This window comes from Streptomyces sp. NPDC040610 (assembly GCF_055594065.1).
Genome location: NZ_JBVIXA010000008.1, coordinates 232,125 through 252,485 on the forward strand (window position 1 = coordinate 232,125; position 20,361 = coordinate 252,485).

At 71.0% G+C, this 20,361-nt stretch carries 15 protein-coding genes; 5 read left to right on the forward strand and 10 right to left on the reverse strand.

Going from position 1 to position 20,361, the window contains the following annotated elements:
• Positions 1–142: 142 nt before the first annotated feature.
• On the forward strand, positions 143–1,537 hold the full coding sequence (locus ACZ6AA_RS26805; RefSeq protein ID WP_468455645.1) for an MFS transporter: 1,395 nt from the start codon (positions 143–145) through the stop codon (positions 1,535–1,537).
• A gap of 178 nt (positions 1,538–1,715) precedes the next feature.
• Here ACZ6AA_RS26805 and ACZ6AA_RS26810 read toward each other — a convergent pair whose 3' ends face one another.
• A complete protein-coding gene (locus tag ACZ6AA_RS26810; protein ID WP_471460418.1) occupies positions 1,716–2,150 on the reverse strand; it encodes an STAS domain-containing protein in 435 nt (144 codons plus the stop codon).
• Between the two features lie 419 nt (positions 2,151–2,569).
• Entirely contained in the window at positions 2,570–3,202 is a 633-nt protein-coding gene (locus ACZ6AA_RS26815; RefSeq protein WP_468481819.1) for a hypothetical protein, read from the reverse strand.
• 335 nt (positions 3,203–3,537) lie between these two features.
• Here ACZ6AA_RS26815 and ACZ6AA_RS26820 point away from each other — a divergent pair, with 335 nt between their 5' ends.
• Together ACZ6AA_RS26820 and ACZ6AA_RS26825 are read left to right on the forward strand one after the other, a co-directional pair.
• Positions 3,538–3,918: a hypothetical protein gene (locus ACZ6AA_RS26820; RefSeq protein WP_468455653.1), complete on the forward strand. Its 381-nt coding sequence runs from the start codon at positions 3,538–3,540 to the stop codon at positions 3,916–3,918.
• 82 nt (positions 3,919–4,000) lie between these two features.
• The gene (locus tag ACZ6AA_RS26825) at positions 4,001–4,864 is read left to right on the forward strand and encodes an MBL fold metallo-hydrolase (protein WP_468481818.1); all 864 of its coding nucleotides are present in this window, start codon (positions 4,001–4,003) and stop codon (positions 4,862–4,864) included.
• 62 nt (positions 4,865–4,926) lie between these two features.
• Here ACZ6AA_RS26825 and exaC read toward each other — a convergent pair whose 3' ends face one another.
• The 5 genes from exaC to xylB form a co-directional block, all read right to left on the reverse strand.
• The gene (exaC, locus tag ACZ6AA_RS26830) at positions 4,927–6,450 is read right to left on the reverse strand and encodes an acetaldehyde dehydrogenase ExaC (RefSeq protein WP_468455657.1); all 1,524 of its coding nucleotides are present in this window, start codon (positions 6,448–6,450) and stop codon (positions 4,927–4,929) included.
• A 147-nt stretch (positions 6,451–6,597) separates the two neighbouring features.
• Entirely contained in the window at positions 6,598–7,881 is a 1,284-nt protein-coding gene (locus ACZ6AA_RS26835; protein ID WP_471460421.1) for a GAF domain-containing protein, read from the reverse strand.
• Positions 7,882–8,090: 209 nt separating this feature from the next.
• Positions 8,091–8,735 (reverse strand): N-acetylmuramoyl-L-alanine amidase, encoded by a 645-nt coding sequence (locus ACZ6AA_RS26840; protein WP_468455660.1) that lies wholly within the window; start codon positions 8,733–8,735, stop codon positions 8,091–8,093.
• Positions 8,736–9,546: 811 nt separating this feature from the next.
• Positions 9,547–10,677: an ROK family protein gene (locus ACZ6AA_RS26845; RefSeq protein WP_471460669.1), complete on the reverse strand. Its 1,131-nt coding sequence runs from the start codon at positions 10,675–10,677 to the stop codon at positions 9,547–9,549.
• Positions 10,678–10,807: 130 nt separating this feature from the next.
• Positions 10,808–12,253: a xylulokinase gene (xylB, locus tag ACZ6AA_RS26850; RefSeq protein WP_468481815.1), complete on the reverse strand. Its 1,446-nt coding sequence runs from the start codon at positions 12,251–12,253 to the stop codon at positions 10,808–10,810.
• A gap of 137 nt (positions 12,254–12,390) precedes the next feature.
• On the opposite strand from xylB, the gene xylA reads away from it, so the two are divergent.
• Together xylA and ACZ6AA_RS26860 are read left to right on the forward strand one after the other, a co-directional pair.
• Entirely contained in the window at positions 12,391–13,557 is a 1,167-nt protein-coding gene (xylA, locus tag ACZ6AA_RS26855) for a xylose isomerase (protein WP_471460423.1), read from the forward strand.
• Positions 13,558–13,899: 342 nt separating this feature from the next.
• Positions 13,900–14,148 (forward strand): hypothetical protein, encoded by a 249-nt coding sequence (locus ACZ6AA_RS26860; protein WP_468455665.1) that lies wholly within the window; start codon positions 13,900–13,902, stop codon positions 14,146–14,148.
• Positions 14,149–14,169: 21 nt separating this feature from the next.
• Here ACZ6AA_RS26860 and ACZ6AA_RS26865 read toward each other — a convergent pair whose 3' ends face one another.
• The 3 genes from ACZ6AA_RS26865 to ACZ6AA_RS26875 form a co-directional block, all read right to left on the reverse strand.
• Complete coding sequence (locus tag ACZ6AA_RS26865) at positions 14,170–15,540, reverse strand: esterase-like activity of phytase family protein (protein ID WP_468455667.1); 1,371 nt, start codon at positions 15,538–15,540, stop codon at positions 14,170–14,172.
• A gap of 354 nt (positions 15,541–15,894) precedes the next feature.
• A complete protein-coding gene (locus tag ACZ6AA_RS26870) occupies positions 15,895–17,259 on the reverse strand; it encodes an SWIM zinc finger family protein (protein ID WP_471460427.1) in 1,365 nt (454 codons plus the stop codon).
• Complete coding sequence (locus ACZ6AA_RS26875) at positions 17,256–20,135, reverse strand: DEAD/DEAH box helicase (RefSeq protein ID WP_471460429.1); 2,880 nt, start codon at positions 20,133–20,135, stop codon at positions 17,256–17,258. Before ACZ6AA_RS26875 ends, ACZ6AA_RS26870 begins: the two co-directional genes overlap by 4 nt.
• Positions 20,136–20,361: the final 226 nt, after the last annotated feature.

Below are 20,361 nucleotides of genomic sequence, written 5' to 3' on the forward strand. Positions count from 1 at the left end.
GGCGGCGGCCTCCGTCGTCACCCGCGGAGGGTGACGACGCACGCCCGGTGGCCCACGACGATGAACGGCTCCGGCACCCGCATGCCGCACACGGCGTGCAGCGGTGCCGGATGTCCTGACGGCCAGGAGCGGAGACGAGGTGATGGCCGTGGCGCCCACGTCCACCGGAGCAAGCGGCCCGGGGCGGGCACCGAGCACAGCCCGGCAGATCCTTGTGCCGCTCGCCCTCGCCCAGTTCATCTGCAGCTTCGCCGGTTCCAACATGAACGTGATGATCAACGACATCAGCGAGGACCTCGACACCACCGTGCAGGGGGTGCAGATCGCGATCACCGTCTTCCTGCTCGTGATGGCGGCGCTGATGATTCCGGGAGGCAAACTGACCGACCGCTACGGCCGCAAGCGGTGTCTCATGGCAGGTCTCGCCGTGTACGGCGTCGGCGCCCTGCTCAGCGCCGCCGCGCCCGGTCTCGGCGTCCTCATCCTCGGCAATTCGATTCTGGAGGGCATCGGCACGGCCCTGCTGATCCCGCCCGTCTACATCCTCGCCACGCTGCTGTTCACGGAAGTCGTCTCCCGCGCCCGCGCGTTCGGGGCCATCATGGCGCTCGGCGGCATCGGCGCCGCCGCGGGCCCGCTCATCGGGGGACTGATCAGTTCGGCGCTGAGCTGGCGTGCGGCGTTCGTCTTCCAGGCGCTCGTGGTCGTAGTGATCATCCTGCTCGCCCGCCGAATCGATGACCCGCTGCCCCCGGACCCGACGCGCGAATTCGACACCGGCGGGGCGGTCCTCTCGGCCGTCGGCCTCGTCCTGGTCGTCATGGGAATCCTCGCCGCCGACAACGACGTCTGGCTCATGGCCGGTCTGCTCGCGGCCGGCGCGCTCATGCTCCTGTGGTTCTTCCGGTGGACGCACGCCAAGGAGCGCTCCGGCGCGGAACCCCTCCTCTCGACCAGCTTGTTCCGTGACCGGACGTCCAACCTCGGCCTCGTCACCCAGCACACCCAATGGCTGGTGCTCATGGGGCTGTCCTTCGTGGTGTCCGCGTATCTGCAGGTGGTGCGCGGGTACGACGCGATCCGCACCGGGGTGATCTTCACGGCTGCCACGGCTGGTCTCCTCGTGGCGTCCTTCGGCGCCGAACGCCTCGCCAAGCGCTACGCGCAGCGGACCCTCATCATGGCGGGCTTCGCGCTCACCCTCGGCGGAATCGGCGTCCTCCTCGGCCTGGCGAGCGGTTCGCCGGACCCCTGGGCCCTGGTCCCCGGTCTGCTCCTGATCGGTCTGGGCATCGGTGCCATGCTGACTCCCTCGGTCAACGTGGTGCAGTCGAGCTTCCCCGAGGACCAGCAGAGCGAGATCTCGGGCCTTTCCCGCAGCGTGTCCAACCTCGGCTCCGCACTCGGCACGGCCGTCGCGGGCACCGTCATCGTCGCCGACCCGGCCGTCGGCGCGTACGCCGCCGCCCTGATCGTCCTTGCCGTCATCGGACTCGGCGGGTTCGTCGCGGCGGCGCTGCTTCCCCGGGGCGGGTAGGGTCTCGCCACTGGCGTACGAGGCTCTGCGCTGGGCAGGGGCGCTGTACCTGTTGTGGCTCGGTGGGCGCATACTGTGGGACGCACCGCGCCGCTCGGGCCGCGCTTGGCCGTGTCCGACTGACAAGGGCCGGGAAGGCCCGCATGACGTGGCCGCGGTCACCGGCTGATCTCCGGCATCAAGGCCGCCGCGCAGCCATCGACTGTCGCGCCGCCGCCCGCTCGCACCTCCTCTTCGCGCGCCGCCGCGCCGGGGCGGCGTCGGCGAGGGCGGCGTCCAAGGTGGGGTAGGGGCGGAAGACGTCGCAGAGTCGCACGATGCGCAGGAGTGCGAGCGTGCGCGGGTCGGGGCAGACCAGCAGGAGCTGTCCGCGGTGACCCGCGACACGGCTTCTGGCACGGCACAGCAGCCGCAGACCGGAGCAGTCGAAGAAGGTGGTCGGGGTCAGGTCGATCACGACCAGGGCCTCGCGCGGCTGGGTCGCGCGGTCCAGATGGGGAGTGATCTCCAAGGCGGCGGCGATGTCGATCTCGCCGTGGAACTCCAGGACCGTGTGTCCTTGGGTGCGGTACGCGCGCATGTGCCGCGTGGAGGGCGGAGGGCCGAAGGCCACGATGCTTCACCTCGGTACGCGTCGGCCTGTCCCTGAGTGGTGCAGGCGAAGCAGTTGGGGCAGAGCCACCGGGGACTTGGGCGACACGGATGTGGCGAGCTGAGGTACTGGCACGGACATGGGGCATGGGGCAGGGGAAGGGATGCCTGAGAGGGTCTCCCCGGGGTCCGGTTTCCCTCATACATGTGGTTCCCCCAATGTTCCCCTTTCAGCCATGCGCCAGCAAGGACACGGACCCGACTTGGGGTGCCCTGCCTGGTGGCGGCGCGTCGCACGCCGGGCGCACGCCCTTGGGGAGGTGTGGTTCGAGCCGGGCCGCCACCCGGCCCGGCAGATTACGTCTCCGGTGGCCCGGTGCCGCTGCTGAGCGTTCGGGTCCTTTGAGGGCCGATCAGGTCAGTCCGATCGGGCGAGGCCGGTCAGGCGAGGCCGGTCCTGAGTGCGGCGAGGGAGTCGTCCAGCGCCTTCGCGGCGGCGGGCACGTGCGGGGCGAGGGCGCAGTCCTTGGTGGAGTCGGGGCGGCTCTTGTGCCGACTGCGCCGGTAGCGGGTCTCCAGAACCGGCTTCAACTCGCCCTCGACCAGCAGGAACCGGTCGCACAGCAAGGTGTCCCGCATCAGCGGTACCTGAGACCCCGCCCCGTCCTTCACATGGTCGTCGCGCCCGGGGTCGCCCGAAGCGCCGCCGCCGTTCCGCTGGAACACCGCGTCGGGGTGTTCCGCGCCGATGGACTGCCGCATGACCACGAGGTACGTACCGTCGGACAGCACGTGGAACGGCGCCGGAGCGGTGAGGCGAGCCGTACTGGACAGGAAGGCGTCCACCTCGTCCGCCTCCAGGCGCTCGTCCTCCCGCGCCTCGACCCGGCCTCCGCGCTTGACGACCGGCATCCTCGTCGCCCCGGCCACCGCGTAGCCGACATCGGTCACTTCGGCCGGGAAGGGCAGGGGTCGGGGGTTCTCCGACCAGTAGGCGGGGTCCAGTTCGCCCTTCGCCTCGTCGTGCCGGGAGAGATCGAGCACGGTGTAGACGAGGCGGCGCTGGTCGTCCATGGCCGGCGCGACTGTCGTGCCCTGGTGTCGGCGGCGGTGGTGTGGACGTACGCGCGGTCGCTGTAGACCTTCGCGAGATGCTGCTCGCTGGACACGAACTCTCCCTTTGATGGCATGCGTTGCCTTGGTTACAGAGCGTTCACGCGGTTGTCTTCGGGGATCACGAGCTCAAGACGGCGTTTCGCGCCACTGGTCGGTGCGCGAATGCTCGGCCTGTGGCGGACGGCGGCCGCGACGCAGGTGCCCCACGGCAGGCGCGGCTCCACGTCCTCCCATGGAACAGGCTTCGGAAATCGTGCCGATTTAGCTGGAATGTCCCCTGGTAGCGTTCCGGCGTGACGTCAACGCCACCCCGGTTTCCGCCGTATCCGATCCGCGGCGTGTACGTACGGCATCAGAAGCAGAACTGCGCGCCACACTTCGCGGAGATCGCGGTTGACTTCGAGCCCGCAGCCGAGGGCTTCGCCTTCGAGGTGGCCCAAGGGCTGACGGTGGAGTACGAACCTGCTGAGGACCTGCCACGCTTCTTCGCGGCCGCCGCCGCGGGGATCGAGGAGCAGCTGGGCTTGCCCGAGCACGGAGTGGTGATCGCCACTCGGGTGGTGCTGCGGCGTGCCCGCGCCGACGCCTTCGGCTCTCACGAACTGGCCTTCAAGATCGCGGGCTACCTCGCCGCCCGCAAGGCTTTGGAACGTACGGGAGTGGCGCGACCCTGAGCGGTGCCCCTCGCGACGGTGGGTGCTTCTCCAGGCTGTCAACTCCGCTGCGCTGCGTTGTGGGACGCCCTAGGATCCCTGGATGATCGACGACTCGTTCCGGCTCACCGTCCTGGGTTCCGCGACTCCTTACGCGAGTGTGGACAACCCGTGCTCCGGCTACCTCGTATCCAGCGGCGGCACCCGGATCTGGGTGGACGCCGGCAGCGGGACGCTCGCGCAGCTGCAGCGCCACGCCCGCCTCGACGAACTCGACGCGATCTGGATCTCCCACCTGCACGCCGACCACAGCGCGGACCTGCTCACCGCCTACTACGCGGCGCTCTACGCGGACCTCCGACTCACCGCGCCCATCCCCCTGTACGGCCCGCCGGGCACCGCCGACCGCCTGGCACACTTTCTGACCAACGGCCCGGCGCGCAGCCCCGTCGAGTCCGCCTTCGCCGTCCACGAGCTGCACGACGGGCATCAAGTACGGCTGGGCGAGCTGACGTTGACGAGCGGGGCCGTGCGGCACGGCATGCCGGCCTTCGGCGTACGGATCGAGGCCGCGGGCCGTTCACTGGTCTACTCCGGGGACACCGCACCGTGCGCGGCCCTCACCCGGCTGGCCGAGGGCTGCGACGTACTGCTCTGCGAGGCCGAGGCCAACGAGGCGGCGGCCGAGGGCGATCAGGTGCACCACACGCCCGAGGACGCCGGCGACACGGCGAGCGCGGCGCGGGCGGGGCGGCTGATCGTCACCCATGTCGGCCGGTTCCTCAGCCCGGAGGACGCGGTGGCGCGGGCTTCGGAGCGGTTCGGAGGGCCGGTCGATCACGCGGCGCCCGGGGCGACGTTCGCGGTCGGCCAGGCCGCTTCGCCCGGATCATCGGGACGGCCAAGCGTGGGGACGGGTGCCGTTGACCGGTCCCGGCAACGCCAGGGCGCGTCCCTTGAGGGGTGAGTTGGGGCGGACGGAAGGCGCCTGACGGGCAGAAGACCAGGCCAGACGCCTTCCTCAGGCCCCTAGAAGAAGCCGAGCTTCTTCGGCGAGTACGACACCAGGAGGTTCTTCGTCTGCTGATAGTGCTCCAGCATCATCTTGTGCGTCTCACGGCCGATCCCGGACTGCTTGTAGCCGCCGAACGCCGCGTGTGCCGGGTACGCGTGGTAGCAGTTCGTCCATACACGGCCCGCCTGAATCGATCGTCCCGCGCGGTAGGCGGTGTTGATGTCCCGCGTCCACACCCCGGCGCCCAGCCCGTAGAGGCTGTCGTTGGCGATCTTGACGGCGTCGTCGAAGTCGTTGAACGACGCGACCGACACGACGGGGCCGAAGATCTCCTCCTGGAAGATCCGCATCCGGTTGTCGCCCTCGAAGATGGTGGGCTGCACGTACCAGCCACCCGCCAACTCGCCGTCGTACTCGATGCGCTGCCCGCCCGTCAGGACCTTCGCCCCCTCCTGCTGGCCGATGTCCAGGTACGAAAGGATCTTCTCCAGCTGGTCGTTGGAGGCCTGCGCGCCGATCATTGTGTCCGTGTCGAGCGGGTGCCCCGGCTTGATCGCCTCGGTGCGGGCGATCGCCGCCTCCAGGAACTCGCTGTAGTGACCGCGCTGGATCAATGCCCGCGACGGACACGTACAGACCTCGCCCTGGTTGAGAGCGAACATGGTGAAGCCCTCGAGCGCCTTGTCGCGGAAGTCGTCGTCGGCGGCCCATACGTCGTCGAAGAAGATGTTCGGGCTCTTGCCGCCGAGCTCCAGCGTCACCGGCTTGATGTTCTCCGAGGCGTACTGCATGATCAGCCGCCCCGTCGTCGTCTCCCCGGTGAACGCGACCTTCGCGACACGCGGACTCGACGCCAGCGGCTTGCCCGCCTCCACGCCGAAGCCGTTGACGACGTTGACCACACCGGGCGGCAACAGGTCGCCGACCAGGCTCAGCCAGACATGGATCGACGCCGGTGTCTGCTCGGCGGGCTTCAGGACGACCGTGTTCCCGGCGGCGAGCGCGGGCGCCAGCTTCCACGCCGCCATCAGGATCGGGAAGTTCCACGGAATGATCTGCGCCACCACACCCAACGGCTCGTGGAAGTGGTACGCGATGGTGTCGCCGTCGACCTCGCTGAGCGAGCCCTCCTGCGCCCGGATGACCCCCGAGAAGTAGCGGAAGTGGTCGATGGCCAGGGGAATGTCGGCGGCCAGCGTCTCCCGCACCGGCTTGCCGTTCTCCCAGCTCTCCGCCACCGCGAGGGTTTCGAGCCCGGCCTCCATACGGTCGGCGATCTGCCTCAGGATGGCCGCGCGCTCACCCACGGACGTACGCCCCCACGCGGGCGCCGCCGCGTGCGCCGCGTCCAGGGCGCGCTCCACGTCCTCGGCCGTGCCCCGGGCGATCTCCGTGAACGGCTGCCCGTTCACCGGGCTCGGGTTCTCGAAGTACTGCCCCCGCGCCGGCGCCACATACTCCCCGCCGATGAAGTGGTCGTACCGGGCCTCATAGGCGACGACTGCGCCCTCCGTACCGGGCGCTGCGTAACGGGCCATCTTGACTGCCTCCCCGGACACGCCGCCCGCCATTGGGCAGCTCTCCGCCGGAGGTTAGGGAGAGGGAGGTTGCAAGTACGTTGCGCGCCACGGGCGTGGGGCCGTGGCGCGGCGTGCATGGAGGGCCCGTGAGTCCCGGCGACGGCGTTACTGCGGGCGACGGCAGGCGTTGTCCGCCGCGTCGGCCGTCAGCTCGCTGTCGAGCGACCGCAGTCTCGCCACCACAGGCGCCGTCGGCCGCACCGCCGCCAGGGCCCGCCACACCTCCGCATCCTCCGCACCCCACGACGCGTGCACCCAGTCCGACAGGAGGTCGGGGTCACCGCGCGCGATGAGCGCCGCCCGCACCTGGTCGGACAGCCGCCGCCGCAACCGCACCACGGCCGGTGCCTGCGACCCCGGAAGCAGTGGCCCCGCGTACCCGGACACCGCCGCCGTCACCGCCCCGCACCCCAGCCGCCGCTCCACGACGTCCACATCCGACATGACCCGCACCGCCAGACGGTACGGCCGCGACCGCAGCATCTCGGGCCCGAGCACCTGCCGCAGCCGCGCCAACTCCGCCCGCAAGGTCACCGGCGTCACCGACTCGTCCTCGTACAACGCGCACAGCAACGCATCACCCGTCAGCCCCTCGGGGTGCCGGGCGAGCAGTACCACGATCTCGCTGTGCCGTCGGCTCAGCCGCATCTTGCGACCGTTCGCGACGAGCAGCGCCTCATCCCGGCCGAGCGCCGTCAGCTCCAAGGTGCCGTCCGCCTCCACCGGGGGATCCAGCAAGGCCAGTTGGGACTCCGCCGCCCGCGCCACCGCCTGCACGAATGCCAGGCTGTGCGGGTGCGCCAGACCGTCCCCGCCGGTGATGTCGACGGCCCCGAGCAGTCGGCCGGAACGAGGGTCGTGCACAGGGGCAGCCGCGCACGTCCAGGGCTGCACCCTGCGCACGAAGTGCTCCGTCGCGAACACCTGTACCGGCCTGTCCACGGCGACCGCCGTTCCCGGCGCGTTCGTGCCCATCGCCGACTCCGCCCACCGCGCGCCCGGGACGAAGTTCATCCGCCCCGCCCGCATCCGGGTGGCGGGATGCCCCTCGACCCACATCAGCCTGCCGTGCGCGTCGCACACCGCCAGGAGATGCTCCCCGTCCTTGGCGAATCCGCCCATCAGCTCACGGAACACCGGCATCACCCGCGACAACGGATGCTCCGCCCGATACGCCCCCAGGTCTCCGGCCGTCAGCTCGACCGATGCCCCGCTGTCCTCCGGACTGACCCGCGCCCGCAGCGAGCGGCGCCAGGACTCGGCCACCACGGAGCGCACGGGGCGGGTCACGGTGCCCGCCACCGTGAACCGCTCATGCGCGCTCCGTATCGTCCGGACCCGCTCGGCAGGGTCGGTGCCGAACTCCAGGGCTACCCATGGATCGGTCAACTCGGTCCTCCCGGGGCGGCGATGCGGTGCTGCCATCGTCACCCCGGGAACTCAAGCCGACAAGCGTCCGCGCAGTGACGTCGGCTGGTCCTCGACCGTCCACGGTTGGTCCTCACCCGGCCCTGGGCCGGTTCGTGGGCCCTGGGCTGGTTCGCGGGCCCTCGGCTGGTTCGCGGTCGGCGTCGGCCGCCGCGCTGTCGGTGCCGCGGTCAGGCGAAGTTCACCATGCGTATGTAGCGTGACCAGTCCCAGTACCGGCCGGGGTCGGTGTGATCCGTCCCTGGAACCTCGACGTGGCCGATGATGTGCTCCCGGTCCTTCGGGATGCCGTACTTCTTGCAGATCGCCGCGGTCAGGGCCGCGGACTGCTCATACATCTCATTGGTGAAGTACTCCGGCTTGTCCACCCACCCTTCGTGCTCGATGCCGATGCTGCGTGTGTTGTAGCTCCAATTGCCCGCGTGCCAGCCGACGTTGCGCTCGCGGACGCACTGGGCGATGTGCCCGTCCGCCGAGCGGACGACGTAGTGCGCGGAGACCTTCTTCGCCGGGTTCTTGAAGATGGCGAGTGTGTCGGCGTACGTCTCCTGTGTGACGTGAATGATCACGTACTCGACCGGATACGTGGTGGGGCGGTTGGCGGCGGTGTAGTTGGAGGTGCTGGCCGGTACCGACTCGGCCAGGGGGTAGTCGACCGCCCGTTCTCGCGCGTCGGCCGGACGTGCCGTCAGGAGCGCGGAGGGGAGGGCGGCGAGAGCGGCGCCTTGGAGGATCCGGCGTCTGGCGGGCCGGAGTATCGGTGCGGGTGTTTCGGCCTGTGGTGTGTCCTTCGCTTGGTGTTCTGCTCGATCCATGGCTGTTCTGCCTCTCGGTGGGGGGAGCAGCTGGTCGGCTCGGTTCCTCGGGGGAGGATGCGGCGCGGCGTCGTAGCGGGGAGGGGGGTGGTGCAGGGCTGTAGTGGGGGCGGGTAGGGGAGGCCGCAGGGGGAGGGTAGGCGCCCGGTGCCTGCACAGTGTGAGTGGCGAATTGGTGGGCGTCCAGGGAGTGGTGGGCGAAATTCCCGTTGGTCTGGCTGCTTGTGGTGAGTTTCGCGTCGGTCTTGAGTCGTTGAGTCGTTCCTCCGCATCCTTTCCTGAGTCGCTCAGGTGAACTGTCTGCGCTTGTTTGTCCGGGCCGACTTCCTCAAATCATTTGTGCCTCGGTGATCTTTCCGCGCCCGTGCGGCCGCGCTCCCGTCCCGTCGGCGGCCCGATGTGACCTCACGCGAAATACGTTACGGGTCAGGTCTGTTGAGGTGGAAGGGCTTGAGCGGCATCTGTGCACGGGGCCGCGAGTGTGGATAACTCGACCACTCGTGTGGGGGATAGAGGCGGACGCTTTGGGGGCGTAGGAGCGGAATCCTGGATTCATCCGCCATGTCCGCAGCGGGCTGGACGTCCGTAGGTCAGACAGGACTGAAGTCGTTTAGGCGGTTCTGTCATTGGGCTAAACCGGTGGCATTCCCGAGCACTCGAAAGGGAATTCCCGGCGAGTGAGGGCGCCCGGGCCGCGCCTAAAATGCCGGGCAGGCCGCTTGGAAGGGTCGGGGAAGCCTCCCAAAGCGGACCGGGCAGGCCGCCCCTGGAGGGGTCGGGGAAGCCGCCCGGAGCAGCCGGGCAAGCCGCCCTAAGCCACCCCCGCCGGATCATCGAGCACCGCCCGCACCACCGCATGAGCCGCCCCCAGCAGCGGGCCGTCCGACCCGATGCCGGAGACGACGACCTCGCAGCCAGGACCCGTGATGCGGCGCCCCAACTCGCCCTCCAAGGAAGGGAGAAGCCACGGCGCGAGCCGAGACAGTGCGCCGCCGAGCACCACCGCCCGTGGATCAAGGAGATTCACCGCACCGGTGAGTGCGATCCCGAGCGCGGCCCCGGCGTCATGCAGGGCCGTCCTGACCTTGGTGTCACCCGCGTGGGCCCGCTCGGCGAGTACCGTCACCCGGTCGGCCCCGGGCGCCAGACCCGCCGCCCGCAGCACCGCCTCCTCGCCCGCGTACTGCTCCAGACACCCACGGCCACCGCAGGCGCACTCCGGCCCTTCCGGCCAGACGGGCACGTGCCCCAACTCGCCCGCGAAGCCCCGGCTTCCCCGCAGCAGCCGCCCGTCGACCACCAGCGCCGCACCGATACCGATCTCCGCCGACACATGCAGAAAGTCCGCCGGTGCCGTGCCGTCGAGCCACAGTTCCGCCAGGGCGCCGAAGTTCGCCTCGTTGTCGACGGTCAGCGGAAGCTCCGATGGCAGCAGGGCGCCGAGGTCGACGTCGTGCCAGTCCAGGTTGGGGGCGCGTACGACCGTGTGGGTGTCCCTCGTGACCAGGCCGGGGACGGCGACCGCCAGGCCGGCCGGACGCAGCCCTGCCTTCGCGGCCGCGTCGACCACCTCCCGCACCAGGGAGGCGAGGTCGGCAAGCACGGCTCGGGGAACGCGGCCTCGGTTGCCGACCCGCCGCACGGCACGCGCGCGCACCTCACCGCGCAGGTCGACCGCACACACCGCCAGGTGATCGACACCGACTTCCGCCCCGATACCTGCCGGCCCCCGAGCACTGACCGCGAGCGCGGAGCCCGGACGGCCCACCCGCCCCGGACGCTCGGGGCCCAGCTCCTCCAGGAGCCCCGCACGGATCAACTCGTCCACCAACGTGGACACGGCGGCTCGTGTCAGGCCGATCCGCGACGCCACAGAGGCGCGCGACAGCGTGCCCTGCGAGGCGACCGCGTGCATCACCCGGGAGAGGTTGCGGCGGCGCATGCCCTTCTGAGTGTCCGCGAGGCGCTCGCGGGTGCCGCGGGTGGGCCGTTCCCGCGGAGCGGTGAGTGTTCGCTCCCGCGCCGCACCCGCCTCCGCCGGACCTCGGCCGTCCCCCACCCGCTCTGTTCCGTCACGCCCCATGAGCCCCATCCAGCAAGGGTGCCGCACCGGAGAGGAACGACGAGATCCTGGAGAGCGTCGACTCGTCCCGTTCGACCGCCTCCAGGACCGGCCCCCGGGCGGTGCCCCAGCGCCGTGCCACCGCGGCCGGGTCTTCCCCGGAGAGGAGCCCTGCGGCTTGTGCGGCGGCGCCCAGGGCGACGAGTTCGTGTGCTTCGGGGATCTGGACGGGCCTTCCGGAGAGGCGTCGTACGGTCTCCTGCCAGGCCGTGCCGCGCGCCCCGCCGCCGATGAGCAACAGGGGCTCGGAAGGGTCGGCATCCACGCCCTGTACGGCATCCAGCGCCCCCAGGAGGGCGTGGACCGCGCCGTCGTACGCCCCTTGGAGCACCTGCCCCGGTGTCGTGTCGTGGCGCAGGCCGTGCAGCATCCCTGATGCGTGCGGCAGTGCAGGCGTGCGCTCGCCGTCCAGGTAGGGGAGGACGGTCACGGCTCCGCCGGGCTGTACGGCTTCCCGGTCGAGGCTCAGGAGTGCGGCCACCCGGTCGATGGCCTGGGTGCAGTTGAGCGTGCAGGCCAGCGGCAGCCACGCACCGCGCGCGTCGGCGAAACCGGCGACTGTTCCGGTCGGATCCGTGGGGCGGCGTTCGGAGACGGCGTACACCGTGCCGGACGTGCCGAGGCTCAGGACCGGTGTGCCGGGCCGCAGCCCGAGGCCGAGAGCGGCGGCCGCGTTGTCGCCGGTCCCGGGGGCCACCAGCGTCCCCTTGGAGAAGGGCAGTTCGTCGCTGCCGCGCACCGTCCCGGCGACCTCTCCGGAGTGCACGACGCGCGGCAGGAGCGCGGGGTCGAGGTCCGCCAGGCGCAGGATCTCCTCGTCGTAGGACTCGGTCGCCGACGCCCACCAGCCCGTACCGGAGGCGTCACCACGGTCCGTCGTCCCGGAGCCCGTCAGACGCTGCGTCAGGTAGTCGTGGGGCAGGCGCACCGCGGCTGTGGCGCGGACCGAAGCGGGCTCGTGCTCGGTCAGCCAGGCCCACTTGGCCACCGTGAACGAGGGCCCCGGCACGCTTCCGACGCGGTCCGCCCACGCCTTGGCGCCGCCCAGCAGCTCCACCAGCCGTCGGGCCTGCGGCGCGGAGCGCACGTCGTTCCACAGGAGCGCCGGCCGCACGGACCTGCCTTGGGCGTCCAGCGTCACGAGCCCGTGCTGCTGGCCGCCGACCGACACCGCGGCGGCCTCGCGCGCGGCGGCGCCGCACTGGTGGAGGGCCTCGCAGAGCGCGTCCCACCACTGTTCGGGGTCGCTCTCCCGGAGGGCCCCGGAACTGACCGTGTGGGGGGCCTGGCCGCTCGCCACGACCTCTCCGGTGCCCGCGTCGACGACGAGGGCCTTGGTGGACTGCGTGGAACTGTCCACACCGACGACGAGGGGGCCTGATGGCGCTGATGACATCGACGACTCCGTTCTGGTGCTTCTCCCGGGCGTGCGCACGGGAACTTGTCTTCCTTCGACCTTCCCAGTGGTGTGTGAGGACACTAATTTGTAAATCGCCATGACGAAATGGTCGAGGAGCCTCTGAGGAGTCGCACATGAACTATCAGCCCACCCCTGAGGACAAGTTCAGCTTCGGCCTGTGGACCGTCGGCTGGCAGGGCCGGGACCCGTTCGGGGATGCCACCCGTGCCCCGCTGGACCCGGCCGACTCCGTGCGGCATCTGGCCGAACTGGGTGCCTACGGAGTCACCTTCCACGACGACGACCTCATCCCTTTCGGGTCGACGGACGCCGAGCGCGCCGGGCACATCAAGCGCTTCCGGGAGGCCTTGGACTCGACCGGTCTGGTCGTGCCGATGGCGACCACCAACCTGTTCACGCACCCGGTGTTCAAGGACGGCGCGTTCACCGCCAACGACCGTGACGTTCGCCGCTACGCGCTGCGCAAGACGATCCGCAACATCGATCTGGCGGCCGAGCTCGGTGCCCGCACCTACGTCGCCTGGGGCGGCCGCGAAGGCGCGGAGTCCGGCGCCGCCAAGGAAGTACGCGACGCCCTGGACCGGATGAAGGAGGCCTTCGATCTGCTCGGCGCCTATGTGACCGAGCAGGGGTACGACCTGCGTTTCGCCATCGAGCCCAAGCCGAACGAGCCGCGCGGCGACATCCTGCTCCCCACCGTCGGACACGCCCTCGCCTTCATCGAGCGCCTGGAGCGGCCCGAACTGTACGGCGTGAACCCCGAAGTGGGCCATGAGCAGATGGCGGGCCTGAACTTCCCGCACGGCATCGCCCAGGCCCTGTGGGCGGGCAAGCTCTTCCACATCGACCTGAACGGCCAGAACGGCATCAAGTACGACCAGGACCTCCGGTTCGGAGCGGGCGATCTGCGCAGCGCCTTCTGGCTGGTCGACCTCCTGGAGAGGGGCGGTTACGAGGGGCCGCGTCACTTCGACTTCAAGCCGCCGCGTACGGAGGATGCTGCCGGAGTGTGGTCTTCCGCCGCCGGGTGCATGCGCAACTACTTGATCCTGCGCGACCGAGCGGCGGCCTTCAGGGAGGACCCCGAGGTGACCGAAGCGCTTCTGGAGGCACGCCTGCCCGAATTGGCGCGCCCCACCGCCGAGGACGGGCTCGCGGGCCTTCTCGCCGACCGCGGCGCCTACGAGGCCTTCGACGTGGAGGCGGCCGCCGCGCGCGGTATGGCCTTCGAACGGCTCGACCAGCTGGCCCTGGACCACCTGCTGGGCGTGCGGGGCTGAGCCCGGTTCGGCCGCGGCGGTGCCGTCCGAAGCGCACCGGGATCTGTGCCGGAATCGTCCGGTCCGTGGGGCGGGCGTGTAGCAACCTCCGCGCGAGGGTCGCTTCTCGACCGGTTCGGGACGACTCTTGGTGGTATGAGCATGCCGCCGGTACCGCCGCAGCCTCCCCCTCCGCCGGGTGACGTACCCCCTCCAGGGAGTGGCGACTTCGGGCCACCTCCCGGAGGGTACGGCCCTCCACCGGGCGGATACGGTCCGCCTCCTGGAGACGACGGACTGCCGTCACAGCCACCGCGGGGCAGGCCGCCCGGACGGCGCAACGGACTGGTCATCCTGCTCGCCGTGATCCTGGCCGTCGCAGCCGTCGTCGTGGTGGTGCTCCTCGCCACCGGAGGCGACGACTCCCCGGACAAGAAGAGCCCTTCCGAGAAGACCAAGAGCCGCGAGCCCAGGCCCACGCCCTCGCTGAGCATCCCCTCGGAGATCCCCTCCGAGCTGCCCAGTGACATCCGGACCCGACTGCCCAGCGACCTCCCCACGCTGCCCTCGGGGCTGCCGAGCGACCTCGAATCGCTGATCCCGACGGGCTGAGGAACCTGCGCCCTGAGCGGGTCACAGCCCCCTGGGGAGCCGCACGTACGTCACGCTGGTCTCGATACCGCTGTCCACCAGCCGGCCGTGCTTGTCGAACGCCTCCGGCCCGTCGGTCATCCCGAAGTCGTTGTCGTTGATCAGTGCCAGCGTGCGGTCGTCCACCCGGGCGACGCCCTCGATCTTCCCGGGCACGCCGTCGACGGTGCCCAGGTCGACCACCAGGCGCTTGCGCAGGACCGGTACGCCGGAAGCGGCTGGGTCCTCCAACTGCTCCAAGGACGGGCGGGTCGCCGCGTCGTCCCAGCGGCCGCCGAGAATGTCCGTGCGCCGGTCAAGGCGTACGACCTGCAGCCGGGCTGCCTTGTCGGTGCGCTCCTCGACGAGCAGCCGGTCACGGCCCACGGCGACCACGGAGGAGATCTTGAGCTCGGAGGTGTCGTCCTCGCCCGGGTCCACGACACCGACCGGGTCGAACCGGTACGCGTACTCGGCGGTGACCGCCTGCTTCCGCGGCGAGAACCGCAGCAGCCGTGCCGTCCGCGAGCCGTCGCCCGCGTCCCCGTCCGGAAGTGACAACGGGCTCTGTACCGCAAGGACCAGCTCACCGTTCGGCAGGAGGGCGAGCCCTTCGAAGCCGCGGTTGATCTTCCGGTGCAGCAGCACCGCGGGCAGCGACTCAGACACCGGATAGCCCGCGCCGCGCAGCTTCAGGCCCTTGGGGACGTACCGCTTGATGACCTTCCCGCGCGCGGACACGTGGACCAGCGACGGACCGTACTCGTCGACCAGCCAGAAGGAACCGTCCTTGGCCCGGACGATGCCCTCGGTGTCCAGGCCGTTCGGGTCGTAGGAGAGCGGCTTGCGGGCGTTGTACGTGTACGGGGCCTCGTCGCGGCCCTCCTGGTTGGGCAGACCGGTGACGGGCTTCCCGGAGCGGGTGGTGATCGGCAGCGCGTCGACCACCTTCACGGAGCGCCCGGACACCCGGACCTTCACGATCGTGGGGTTGAAACCGGGCACGGGGAACGTGCGGCGCTTCTTCCCATCGATCTTGATCTGGCCGTTGGGGCCACGGTCGGTGACTGTCCAGAACTCGCCCTTGCGGCCCGCCGGGTAGATGTCGCTCCCGATGCCCCCGAGGTCAACACCGCGGTCGTCTCGCACGGTGCCGGGGAGCAGACGGTTGCTGAAGGGGCCCAGAGGGATGTCTCCGAGTGTCGCGGTGGCAGTGACGCGTGCTCCATGGCCCTTGCTCCGAGCATCGTCTGCCGAGCCGGTCGGCGCGCCCACCGCGGTTCCGGTGACCACCACGGCGGTGAGCAGGGCGAGCGGCATGCCGAAGACGACGGAGCGGTGGACACGGCGCTGGTCGGCGGCGCGCGAGGGCATCAGGCCTCCTGGGGCACGATTCGGGTGACGGCGCCACCCTTCGCCGCCGTCACGAACGCCAGGGGGCCCAAAGGTGAACGGCGCATGGCGACGCGCCGACGGCGCCTCCCGCGAGGGGCAGGAGGCGCCGTCATCACCGGGGCGATCAGCAGTGGCGGGGGCACAACGCCCTCTCATCTCCCCTTCGGCTTGACCCGCACGACTGAACCGGCGTGATCCACGGTCCTGGATGTCATGACCGCACTCAATCGCTGACCAGGGTGAGTGCGTGCGCCGGTGTTCCCGGCGCACGTGTCACCACCGCCGTCACGCCGGTGGCCGCTGACTGTGTTTCAGCCACAGCCGCCGTGCCGGTCACTCACCCGCGGTGACGGCGGCCAGCGCGGTCGCCGGGTCGTGCGCCGCCGGACCGGCGGGCATCCAACGGCCGCGCTCCTTGCGGTAGGGCCACCAGCGTCCGTCGCGCCCGTGGCGCAGCTGGGCGTCGGCACCCACCACCGTCCAGCGGTTGCGGGCCGCGCGCAGCGTGGGACGCTCGCCCTCGTCCCAGGCCGCGTCCAGCGCGGCACGCGCGCGTGCCGACGCATCCGCCTCCAAGGCCCACTCGTCCTCAAGGACGACCAGCGCGGCACGCCCCCCGTACTCCCACGCCCGTACGGCACGGGCCAGACCGTCCCGGTCGCGGCCCGAGGCCGCGGCGAGACGGTCCACGATCGCGGACTCCGGAGAGGCGGCGGCGAGCCGGACGGCATCCTCGTCGAGCGTCAGCCCCGGCTCGGCGGGCTGCTCCTCGTGCCCGGGAGCGAGCGCTTCGGTCAGCAGGCGGTGCGCCTCGGCCGCCGCGCGTGCCGCCAGGAACTCCAGCGCGGACACGTCCACACCGGGCGCGGGCTCCACCTCCGTGTCCAGCGAAGGCGGCAGGCCGGGTTCTGCGGGCAGTGCGGGCGGTTCGGGCAGCGGGGGCAGCACGGCGCCGTCCGCGTACGCCTCAGCGGCGTCCACGCCCTCCTGAGCGGCCTCCGGCGCTTCCTCCTGCGGGGAGTCCGCCACGGACTGCCGCGCGACGCTGCGGACTTGCAGCTCGTCGAGGAGTTCGCGTTCGCCGCGCCCCCGCATCAGGAGCAGCACGAACGGATCCTGGTCGAGCAGGCGGGCCATCTGGTAGGACAGCGCGGCCGTGTGCCCGCAGTGGTCCCAGGCGTCGCAGTCGCACTCCGGCTCCAGATCACCGATGCCGGGCAGCAGTTCGACGCCGGCGGCCGCGGCGTCCTCGACCAGGTGCGGGGGCATTTCCCGGTCGAGGAGCGCGGCGATGTGCCCGGCCCGTTCGACGGCCATGTCGAGGAAGCGGTCCCACTCGTCGTCGCTCAGCTCCTGGAGCAGCACGTCGGAGCGGTGCGGAGTGCGGTCCTTGTCCTGCACGACCGCGGTGATGCGCCCGGGGCGCACGGAGACCGCGCCCACGGAACCGGCCCGCGCGAGCCGACGACCGGTCTTGAGCTGCTGGAGGTCCAGCGCCGTGTCCTCCAGTGCCTTCAGCCACGCCTGGCCCCACCAGGTCTGTGCGAAGCCCCGTCCGTGGGCCGGAGGCAGCGCCGCGAAGGTCCGTTCGTTGTCCTGCCCGGTCGATTCGTCGTACCCGGTCAATGCGTCGCCCCCGCCGTCGATCCTGCTGTCCTCGTGTGCCTCGTCGTGCGTCTCGTCGTAGGTGTCACTCATCGCGTCGTCCCCCCTCGCAGCGCGACCAGGTCCGCCAGCTCGGCGTCGGTCAGCTCGGTGAGCGCTGCCTCCCCGGAGCCGAGGACGGCGTCGGCGAGTTCGCGCTTGCGCAGCAGCATCTGGGCGATGCGGTCCTCGATGGTGCCCTCCGCGATGAGCCGGTGCACCTGCACGGGCTGCGTCTGCCCGATGCGGTACGCGCGGTCGGTCGCCTGGGCCTCGACGGCGGGGTTCCACCACCGGTCGTAGTGCACGACGTGCTCGGCCCGCGTGAGGTTCAGGCCCGTACCCGCCGCCTTCAAGGAGAGCAGGAAGACCGGGACCTCACCGTCCTGGAAGCGCCGGACCATCGCCTCGCGCTCGGCCACCGGGGTGCCGCCGTGCAGGAACTGCGAGGGGATGCCGCGGGACGACAGATGCTGCTCGATGAGGCGCGCCATCTGCACGTACTGCGTGAAGACGAGCACGCTCGCATCCTCGGAGAGGATCGTGTCGAGCAGTTCGTCGAGGAGCTCCAGCTTTCCGGAGCGCCCGGTGATGCGCGGCTTGTTCTCCTTGAGGTACTGCGCGGGGTGGTTGCAGATCTGCTTGAGCCCGGTCAGAAGCTTGACGATGAGGCCGCGCCGGGCGAAGCCGTCGGCTCCGGAGATCTCGGCCAGTGTCTCCCGGACCACCGCTTCGTAGAGGCCCGTCTGTTCCGCGCTCAGGGAGACGGCGCGGTCGGTCTCCGTCTTCGGGGGCAGTTCGGGGGCGATGCCCGGATCCGACTTGCGGCGGCGCAGCAGGAAGGGGCGCACCAGCTGGGAGAGCCGTTCGGCCGCGGCCGGGTCGGAACCGCTCTCGACAGCCTGCGCGTAGCGGGTGCGGAACGTGCCGAGCTTGCCGAGCAGCCCGGGAGTCGTCCAGTCGAGGATCGCCCACAGCTCGGAGAGGTTGTTCTCCACAGGAGTACCGGTGAGCGCCACGCGCGCGCGGGCGCCGATGGTGCGCAGTTGCTTGGCCGTCGCCGAGTACGGGTTCTTGACGTGCTGCGCCTCGTCGGCCACGACCATGCCCCAGCCGACCGCGTCGAGCCGGTTCGCGTCGAGCCGCATCGTTCCGTAGGTGGTCAGTACGAACTCGCCGTCCACGAGGTCGTCGAGTCCGCGCTGCGCTCCGTGGAAGCGGCGTACGGCCGTGCCGGGTGCGAACTTCTCGATCTCGCGCTGCCAGTTGCCCATGAGGGAGGTGGGGCACACGACCAGCGTGGGGCCCGCGGTCGCCTCGTCGGTCTGACGGTGCAGATGCAGCGAGATCAGGGTGATGGTCTTGCCGAGGCCCATGTCGTCGGCGAGGCACCCGCCGAGCCCCAAGGACGTCATCCTGGCGAGCCAGTTGAGTCCCCGCAGCTGATAGTCGCGCAGGTCCGCGGCGAGAGCGGCGGGCTGTCCGACGGGCTCCATGCCCTCCGGGTCCGCCAGCCGCTCACGCAGGGTCGCGAGCCAGCCCGTGGGCTCGACGTCGACCCGGCGGCCGTCCACCTCGGTGGAGCCGGTCAGAGCGGCGCTCAGGGCGTCGATCGGGGTGACCTTGCGGTCCTGCTGTGCGCGGGCGCGCCGTGCCTCGTCGGGGTCGACGAGCACCCACTGGTCCCGCAGGCGCACCACCGGGCGGTTGGCCTCCGCGAGCCGGTCGAGCTCTGCGCGGCTCAGCTCCTGGTCGCCCAGCGCGAAACGCCAGTTGAAGGCGAGGAGCGCATCGGCCGAGAGGTACGACGGGGTGTCCGACCCGAGCTTCTCGGGCCCCTTCCCGCCCTCGCTCCCGGCATCTTCGGGGCCGATGTACGCGCGGGCGGTGAGGCTGCGTGCCAGCTCCCTGGGCCAGTGCACATCCACCCCGGCCGCTGCGAGCATGCGTGCTCCCGAGCCCAGGAGTTCGGTGACATCCTCGTCGGCGAGCTCGATCGCGTCCGGCACCGGTGCCGAGAGCAGCGGCCCGAGCGGCGCCCACGCGCGCGTGGCGCGACGCAGGGCCAGCAGGGCGTCCATCCGGGCGCGTGGCCCGAAGGCACCCGCTGCGGCGCCGGAACCGGCCCACACCTCGGCGGCGTCCGCGACGAGCGAGGGGTCGCTGACGCTGTGGATCTGCAGGACGGCCCGGAACGGCAGCCGGGTCTCGGCGGAGGAGTCGGCGAGCAGGCCGGGCACCTCGACGCGCAGCGAGATCCGGACACCGGCGTCGTGGCCCGCCGCGACGTCCATGGCCCAGGCGCGCTGGGCGGGCAGGTGCTGCGGTTCCTGTGAGGCGAACGCGGGCTGGCCTGCCGCCGCAGCGGCTGCGGGGGAGCGCGGCAGCGTATCGGCCACGGCGTCGAGGAACTGGCGCAGCAGCCGCTCCGGTGCGGGCAGACGCGGCGGCGTGGCGCTGTCGAGAGGGACGGCGTGGGCGGCCGGCGGCATCGACGCCGCGAGGTCACGCAGCCGCCGCAGGTCGTCCGAGGTGAGCGGGCCCGCACGCCAGGCGTCGTGATCGCTGTCGGTGAGGCCCGGCAACAGCAGGCCTCGGGCGGCCAGTTGCAGGGCGAGAACGGCCGCCGCCCCCCAGAAGGCGGCGGTGGGGTGCGCGCCGGATGCGGCCCGTGCACGGGTGAGGAGGGGCAGTGCGGTGCCGACCGGCAGCAGCGCCGCGGGGACGACGTCGAGGTGGATGCCGTCGGTGCCGGGCACGGCGACCGTCAACTCGCCGACGTCGCCAACCGCCGGGGCGGTCGGGGTGCGGCCGTCGGCATGCCAGAACGCGACCTGGCCGGTGCGTCCGGGGTCACCGGGGACGAACACAACAGAGCAGCGGGACAGTTCTGCGATCTCGGAAGGGGTGACAGCGGAGTGCTTGTGCACAGCTATGGCGCATTCCTCAAACTTGACTAATGTGACGGGAGCGGCCGAGGATACCTTGCAATCCACATCCTGAGGCGCTTCGCATGCTGTGATGCGCGCCACTTCTCGTGAAGGGTGTACCCAGCACCCCTGTGCGCGGGCGCTTGCCCCCGGTGGAACACGGGGGGTGGCGCCATGGTCGCCGAAGGTCACAGATCCGTACGTTTCCTGAGGTCAGAGCATCCTC

What these genes read in the sequence shown, in the direction of transcription:
- ACZ6AA_RS26805 (WP_468455645.1), top strand. Translation starts at nt 143, where the DNA reads ATGGCCGTGGCGCCCACGTCCACCGGAGCAAGCGGCCCGGGGCGGGCA.
- ACZ6AA_RS26815 (WP_468481819.1), bottom strand. Translation starts at nt 3,202, where the DNA reads ATGGACGACCAGCGCCGCCTCGTCTACACCGTGCTCGATCTCTCCCGG.
- ACZ6AA_RS26825 (WP_468481818.1), top strand. Translation starts at nt 4,001, where the DNA reads ATGATCGACGACTCGTTCCGGCTCACCGTCCTGGGTTCCGCGACTCCT.
- exaC (WP_468455657.1), bottom strand. Translation starts at nt 6,450, where the DNA reads ATGGCCCGTTACGCAGCGCCCGGTACGGAGGGCGCAGTCGTCGCCTAT.
- ACZ6AA_RS26840 (WP_468455660.1), bottom strand. Translation starts at nt 8,735, where the DNA reads ATGGATCGAGCAGAACACCAAGCGAAGGACACACCACAGGCCGAAACA.
- ACZ6AA_RS26845 (WP_471460669.1), bottom strand. Translation starts at nt 10,677, where the DNA reads ATGCGCCGCCGCAACCTCTCCCGGGTGATGCACGCGGTCGCCTCGCAG.
- xylB (WP_468481815.1), bottom strand. Translation starts at nt 12,253, where the DNA reads ATGTCATCAGCGCCATCAGGCCCCCTCGTCGTCGGTGTGGACAGTTCC.
- xylA (WP_471460423.1), top strand. Translation starts at nt 12,391, where the DNA reads ATGAACTATCAGCCCACCCCTGAGGACAAGTTCAGCTTCGGCCTGTGG.
- ACZ6AA_RS26865 (WP_468455667.1), bottom strand. Translation starts at nt 15,540, where the DNA reads ATGCCCTCGCGCGCCGCCGACCAGCGCCGTGTCCACCGCTCCGTCGTC.
- ACZ6AA_RS26870 (WP_471460427.1), bottom strand. Translation starts at nt 17,259, where the DNA reads ATGAGTGACACCTACGACGAGACGCACGACGAGGCACACGAGGACAGC.